We start from the raw sequence: 6,933 nt of genomic DNA on the forward strand, positions 1-6,933 counted from the left end.
TCCGAATTTTCAATCAAGGAGGCTCATTCATGATAAATTACGCACATGTTTTCCAAGGAACTTCATTTTCCAGCAAGAGTTTTTCAGAAATAACTATATTAAAAGACTACCTCTATTGTATTAATCAAGACGGAATCATTGAACAGTTGGTTTCTCCTGAGGATGAGCAATACGAATTTTTACTAAAAGAATATGAAGGAAAAGAAAATTTTCATTATTTAGCAGAAGGTGAGTATTTATTGCCAGGATTTATTGATCTACATGTCCACGCCCCCCAATGGGCTCAAACTGGCACAGCCCTCGACCTGCCACTGGAAGATTGGTTAAGTACGTATACATTCCCTGTTGAATCAAAGTTTTCGGATATAAATTTTGCACAAAACGTTTATGAAGATTTAGTTAAAACCTTACTTGCCAACGGAACGACGACGGTACTTTATTTCGCAACTGTACATAAAGAAGCGAGTCTCTTATTAGCCAAACTTTGTGCAAAGCTCGGACAACGTGGCCTGGTGGGAAAAGTAGTCATGGATAACGTCGATCAATGTCCAGATTATTACCGGGATGCCAATACAGAGACAGCCATTAAAGAAACAGAAGAATTTATAGTCGAGGTTCAGCAGTTAAACGAACAAACAAAACAAGGAATTTATCCCGTTGTGACGCCACGATTTATACCAAGCTGTACAGATGAGGCTTTACAGGGGTTAGGTGAACTTGCAGCAAAATACAACACCCATATTCAATCCCATTGCAGTGAAAGTGATTGGCAGCATGGCTACGCAATAGACCGTTTTGGCCGACATGATGCATTTGCATTAAATGAGTTCGGATTACTACAAGAAAAATCCATTATGGCTCACTGTAACTTCATAGCCGAAGAAGATGCACAACTGTTTGCAGCAACTGGCACAGCAGTCGCTCATTGTCCGATTTCTAATGTCTTCTTCTCTAATGGTGTGTTGCCTGCTAAGCATATTCGTGGTTTAGGTGTTGATGTTGGTTTAGGCACGGACGTCTCCGGAGGGTTCTCACCCAGCCTTTTCGATAACATCAGACAGGCTGTGATTTCTTCAAGAATGCTGGAGGAAGGTGTAGATACAACGGTTTCTGCTGACAAAAGAGGCGTCTGTTCTTCTCGCCTAACTACAAATGAAGCATTCTACTTTGCTACGGCTGGTGGTGGAGAGTCCTTAAGCTTACCAATAGGTAGAATCGAAGAAAATTATGCGTGGGATGTACAAGTTATTAATACCACCCTCCCTTCTGCAAAACTACCTATATTCAACGATCCATTAGAAGATGTCTTCCAGAAAATACTGTACCTAGCTCGTCCAGAAAACATAAGTGAAGTATGGGTACAAGGAGAAAAAGTGCATCAGCGATAGAAAAAAATAAGGAGGGTGCTCGGTATTGGACACCACTCCTTTTCTTGGTTAAATTACTTCAATAAATACCAGGATCCAACCTGCCAAAAATAATAGACCACCAATTGGTGTAATCGCCCCTAACTTTTTAACTCCAGTTACAGACAGAACATACAAACTTCCTGAAAAGAACACAACTCCCGCAAACATTAAATACCCTGCCCAAGATAATAAACTAGAGCTTCCTAATAAGGCATCCATTGAAAGAATGCCTAGCAGTATTAATCCTAATGCGTGGTACATTTGATATTGGACCGCTGTATTCCAGATTTGTTCATAACGCGGCTCGGGAAACTTATCTTTTAGAGCATGAGCCCCGAATGCACCGAGTACTACTCCTAAAAAAGCTACAATTGCGCCAATAACTAATAAGACGTTCATATATAAACGCTCCTTTTATGTATTTAACCATTCTACTATATAGTTTTCATTACACTTATTACAATAAAAATGCTAAATATGTTAGAGAAGCTACGAATCTAAGAATATCCCGCCAGTCCTATAGTATTTACAATCCTTAGGATTAAGTTAAATTAGCTGAAATTTATTAGTTCAACGCGTTGAAGCGTTAAACTTTTTGTTGATTCTGAATTGTTATACATATATAATTACTTACTACATACTGGAAAACTATAATGATCATAGAAAGAGGTTATACATATGAAAGACTTCTTTAGTAAACTCTTAACCGGGATGAGTATTGCCATCGTTGTCGCTCTAATCCCTAATGCTTTACTTGGTGAAATATTAAAATTAATCATACCTTCCGTTCCGGCACTTCAACATCTGGTTGATGCAACAGTCGTGATCATGAGTATGCTTCCTCTGTTAACTGGTATTTTGGTAGGTATGCAATTCAAACTAACTCAAATTCAAACAGCGTGTGTTGGGATTGCCACTGTAATAGGAAGTGGTGCGATTATGAAAACCGCTGAAGGCCTATTTACTTTAAACGGCATAGGTGTAACACTAAACTCAGGTTTAACAGCTGCTCTTGCTGTACTATTTGTTAAACTTGTGGGTGAAAAATTGAAGGAGTATTCCATTCTTTTAATGCCGATGTTATCAGTAGTTATCCCAGGTATGATAGGGTACATGATTTTACCTTACGTAAAAACAAGTGCTGGTCTAGTAGGTGAAGTGGTTGGTTACTTAACAGGTCTGCAGCCTGTCTTAATGGGGGCATTATTAGCAGTAATTTTTGGAGTTGTAATTATCTCACCTATTTCAACAGTTGGGATCGCTACGGTTATCATGCTGTCAGGTATTGGATCTGGCGCTGCGAATTTAGGTATCTGTGCAGTTGGTATGGGATTATTCTTAGCAAGTCTAAAAGTTAATTCATTGGGTACTGCTTTGGCACATGTTTTAGGGTCACCTAAAATTCAGATGCGAAACTTCTTTATGAAGCCAACCATTGCAATCCCTATGTTAATAACCGCTGCCATACTTGGTGGACTTGCTGGTGTATTCAATGTCCAAGGAACTCCTTATAGTGCAGGATTTGGTTTATCCGGCTTAGTTGGACCGTTAAATTATATAAATTTAGCTGATGGTGGTTGGTCTGCACCCAACATCGCCATTATGCTAAGCATGTTCTTTGTCCTTCCACTCATCCTGAATTTAATCTTTATCTATGTATTTAAAAAGAAATTGAAACTTATTAAAGATGAAGACTATAAATTAGACTTTGACTGAGAACAAAAGCGGGAAGCGTCCTGCTTATCGCCCTCAAGCGCTGGAAGACCTTAATGATAATGAAAAACACAACTTGAGCCAAATAATGGTCGAGTTGTGTTTTTTGTTCGCATTCATTTTATATATAGAAAGCAGTTCAATAGAGAAACCGCAGCCGGAATTTATCCGGAATTAAGCTTCTTTCTTCTCTGCTGTTGTCTTCCGCTTTCTTGTTGTCGTTTTCTTTTTGGTAGTAGATGTTTTATCAAGAGATGCTTGTAAAGCTGCCATTAGATCGGTCATATCAGATGGAACAATATTCTCCTTATCGCTTACGGTTACAGTTAACTCACCATTTTTCTTCTGTTCAATTAATTCGAGTAAAGCAGTTCGATAATCATCCTGATACTTTTCGGGTTCAAATTTTGCTGTCAATTGTTCGATTAACATTAATGCGGTATCGAGTTCCTTTTCAGTGACTTTTTCTTCGCTTGGAATGTTGGGAACTTCCCCTGAACTTCGCACTTCATCAGGAAAATGAATTGTCTCCATTATTAAAGTTTCTCCGTAGACTCGAACAATGGCTAGCTGTTCCTTGGAGCGAATTGTTATTTTCGCAACGCCAATTTTTCCTGAATCACTTAATGCCTTCCGTAAAAGTGCATAGGCCTTTCCCCCACCAGCGTCTGGGGCCAAAAAATAACTTCTTTCAAAATAGATGGGGTCAATCTCCTCTAGCTTCACAAACTCAATAATTTCTACTGCTTTGTCTTCATTTTCTTTTCGTAGCCTTTCAAGCTCTTCTTCATCTAATACAACAAATTTATTTTTTGAATACTCATATGCTTTTACTATATCTTCACTTTGGACTTCCTTATCACATATTGGACAAACCTTTTGATAATTAATCGGGCTGTTGCATTCTTTATGGAGCTGCCTAAGTTTAACATCTTTATTTTCAGTTGCTGTATGAAGCTTCACTGGTATATTGACAAGTCCAAAGCTAATACTGCCTTTCCAAACTGTATGCAAATTTCGTCACCTGCTTTTTTCTTATTATGACGATTCCAACGGTTAACTATGTATAACCATTTAAATAAGTTAAAAACTAACCAAAAAAAGAGGTCTTTAACATGAAACCGATGCTCTTAACTTCGGCAAACACTGTCCCGACTAATAACGATTGGATATATGAAGTAAAGTATGATGGATTTCGATGTATTTTAGAATGGGACACAAATGGCGTAACTTTAGTCAGTCGAAATGACAAAGAATTAACAGAGTATTTTCCTGAAATCGTGCAATTTTGCCATGATATAAGAGATCAAATCTCTTCCTATCTGCCAATCGCCTTAGATGGTGAAATTGTTTATTTGCAGAATGACTATAAAAGTGATTTCTCAACAGTCCAGTCTCGTGGAAGGATGCGTACTAACAAGACAGTTAGTGAATCAAGCGAAAAATTCCCCTGTAATTTTATGGCATTTGATCTACTAAAATTAAAAGGCGAAGATCTTACGCAAACAACTCTCGAAGTGCGTAAAAACAAACTACATTCTTTGTTTAAAAGCCTTCTGCTACCACTTTCTCCATCCTCTAAGAATAAGGGCAGTCTTCAATTAGTTGAGGTATTTAATAATAGTGAAGCGCTATGGAATGGAATAAAAGAGTGGAATGGAGAAGGAATGGTTGCCAAGAAAAAAAGCAGTCTTTGGGAGAGTGGAAAAAGGACAAGCCTTTGGTTAAAAGTGAAAAACTGGCGCATCGTAACAATCATTCTAACTCAATTTGATCAGACAAACGGTTATTTTAACGGAGCCGTCTATTCTGATGATGAAATAATAGAAATCACCACTTTCCGTCACGGTCTTGCCGATGAAGAATTGCAAACACTTGCGTCCTTCTTTCAAACGAATGGCACGAAAACCTCCACTACAACTTGGACACTTCCTCCTTCTATATGCATAGATGTGGCATGTATTGATTTTGATGGAAAAAAGTTGAGGGAACCGCGCTTTGAGTCTTTTCGGTTTGACGTAGACCCGACTGAAGTGACTTGGAGCAGAATGTTGAGGGGGCTAAATCCAGTACCTGAATCGGTGGCGATTACTCATCCAGATAAACCTGTTTGGCCAGTCGTTGGTTTAGTTAAGGATGATTATATTTATTATCTTCAAGAAATAGCACCATTCTTTTTACCCTTTTTAAAAAATCGCTTATTAACATCAATCCGATTTCCCCATGGTGTACCTGGTGAAAGCTTTTATCAAAAAAATGCCCCCGAGTACACACCAAGCTTTATCGAAACATGTGTTGAGGAAGACATCGAATATATCGTTTGTAATGATATGAAGACGCTGCTGTGGTTAGGAAATCAACTGGCAATTGAGTTCCATATTCCATTTAGAACCATTGATACAAAATACCCTACAGAAATTGTATTTGACCTAGACCCACCTTCTGTTGATCATTTTTCATTAGCGATTGAAGCTGCACTGAGTATGAAAGCCATATTTGATAAATTCAATCTACAATCCTTTATCAAGACATCTGGCGGCAAAGGGTTACAAATTTATATTCCACTCCCAAAGGATACGTTTACATTTGATGAAACAAGAATTTTCACAGAGTTTGTATGCCGTTTTTTAGTAGAACAAAATCCAAAATGGTTTACAATCGAGCGAATGAAAATAAACCGTGAAAACCGGTTATATTTAGATTATATTCAGCATGCCGAAGGAAAAACGATTGTCAGCCCCTATTCGCCAAGAGGAAATGAACATGGCTTAATAGCAACTCCCTTAGAATGGCAAGAGGTAAACAGTAGTTTAAGCCCCAAAACATTTACGATATCGGCTGTATTGGAACGCATAAAAACTAAGGGGGACTTGTTTCAGGACTTTTATGCTGTTGGTGAAACACAGCCGTTTGGAGCTGTGCTTACAACCTTAGTGCAGTTAACGAAGAAGAAATAAAGTGTAGTGTTATTTATGAGAAGGAGACTTTTCACGGGATTAAATAGATTGAAATGTCTTTCATTTTACCAATGAAAGACATTTCCCTTCTGGATCTTTATCAGAATGTCCTTCATCTTGCCCATAAAAGACATTTCCCTCCTGGTTCTTTATCAGAATGTCCTTCATCTCGCCTATGAAAGACATTTCCCTCCTGGTTCATTATCTAAATGTCCTTCATCTTGCCCATGAAAGACATTTCCCTCCTGGTTCATTATCTAAATGTCCTTCATCACACTATGAAGGACATTTCACTCCCGTACCAATACCAAAATGTCCTTCATCTCGCCTATGAAAGACATTTTACTCCTGCTTCATTATCTAAATGTCCTTCATCTCGCCTATGAAAGACATTTCACTCCCGTACCAATACCAAAACGTCCTTCATCTCGCCTATGAAAGACATTTCACACCTGTTCCAATATCAAAATGTCCTTCATCACACCTATGAAAGACATTTCACTCCCGTACCAATACCAAAACGTCCTTCATCACACTATGAAAGACATTTCACTCCCGTACTAATACCAAAATGTCCTTCATCACACCTATGAAAGACATTTCCCTCCTGTTCCAATATCAAAATGTCCTTCATCACACCTATGATAGACATTTCACTCTCGTACCAATACCAAAACGTCCTTCATCACACTATGAAGGACATTTCACTCTCGTACCAATACCAAAACGTCCTTCATCACACCTATGATAGACATTTCACTCTCGTACCAATACCAAAACGTCCTTCATCACACCTATGAAAGACATTTCACTCTCGCACCAATACCAAAACGTCCTTCATCACACCTATGAAA

Annotated in this window: 5 protein-coding genes; 3 read left to right on the forward strand and 2 right to left on the reverse strand. The window is 38.3% G+C overall.

Annotation, left to right across the window (positions count from 1 at the left end; genetic code table 11):
- Window positions 1-29: 29 nt before the first annotated feature.
- Window positions 30-1,388 (forward strand): guanine deaminase, encoded by a 1,359-nt coding sequence (gene guaD, locus ACFQU5_RS15145; protein WP_390289466.1) that lies wholly within the window; start codon window positions 30-32, stop codon window positions 1,386-1,388.
- A 48-nt stretch (window positions 1,389-1,436) separates the two neighbouring features.
- On the opposite strand, the gene ACFQU5_RS15150 is transcribed toward guaD, so the two are convergent.
- Complete coding sequence (locus tag ACFQU5_RS15150) at window positions 1,437-1,808, reverse strand: DUF423 domain-containing protein (protein WP_390289469.1); 372 nt, start codon at window positions 1,806-1,808, stop codon at window positions 1,437-1,439.
- A gap of 279 nt (window positions 1,809-2,087) precedes the next feature.
- Between ACFQU5_RS15150 and ACFQU5_RS15155 the strand changes: the two genes are divergently transcribed.
- Window positions 2,088-3,125, forward strand: coding sequence for a PTS sugar transporter subunit IIC (locus ACFQU5_RS15155; RefSeq protein ID WP_390289472.1), 1,038 nt, complete (start codon window positions 2,088-2,090; stop codon window positions 3,123-3,125).
- Window positions 3,126-3,296: 171 nt separating this feature from the next.
- Here the strand turns inward: ACFQU5_RS15155 and ku are convergent, their stop codons facing one another.
- Entirely contained in the window at window positions 3,297-4,136 is an 840-nt protein-coding gene (gene ku, locus ACFQU5_RS15160) for a non-homologous end joining protein Ku (protein WP_390289474.1), read from the reverse strand.
- Between the two features lie 101 nt (window positions 4,137-4,237).
- Between ku and ACFQU5_RS15165 the strand changes: the two genes are divergently transcribed.
- Entirely contained in the window at window positions 4,238-6,079 is a 1,842-nt protein-coding gene (locus tag ACFQU5_RS15165) for a DNA ligase D (protein ID WP_390289476.1), read from the forward strand.
- Window positions 6,080-6,933: the final 854 nt, after the last annotated feature.

Origin of the sequence: Ureibacillus sp. GCM10028918, from assembly GCF_042666115.1 — a bacterium.
GTDB lineage: Bacteria > Bacillota > Bacilli > Bacillales_A > Planococcaceae > Ureibacillus.

Coding starts and splice junctions, on each gene's coding strand:
- ACFQU5_RS15150 (WP_390289469.1), bottom strand. CDS start 1,808: ATGAACGTCTTATTAGTTATTGGCGCAATTGTAGCTTTTTTAGGAGTA.
- ACFQU5_RS15165 (WP_390289476.1), top strand. CDS start 4,238: ATGAAACCGATGCTCTTAACTTCGGCAAACACTGTCCCGACTAATAAC.
- ACFQU5_RS15155 (WP_390289472.1), top strand. CDS start 2,088: ATGAAAGACTTCTTTAGTAAACTCTTAACCGGGATGAGTATTGCCATC.
- guaD (WP_390289466.1), top strand. CDS start 30: ATGATAAATTACGCACATGTTTTCCAAGGAACTTCATTTTCCAGCAAG.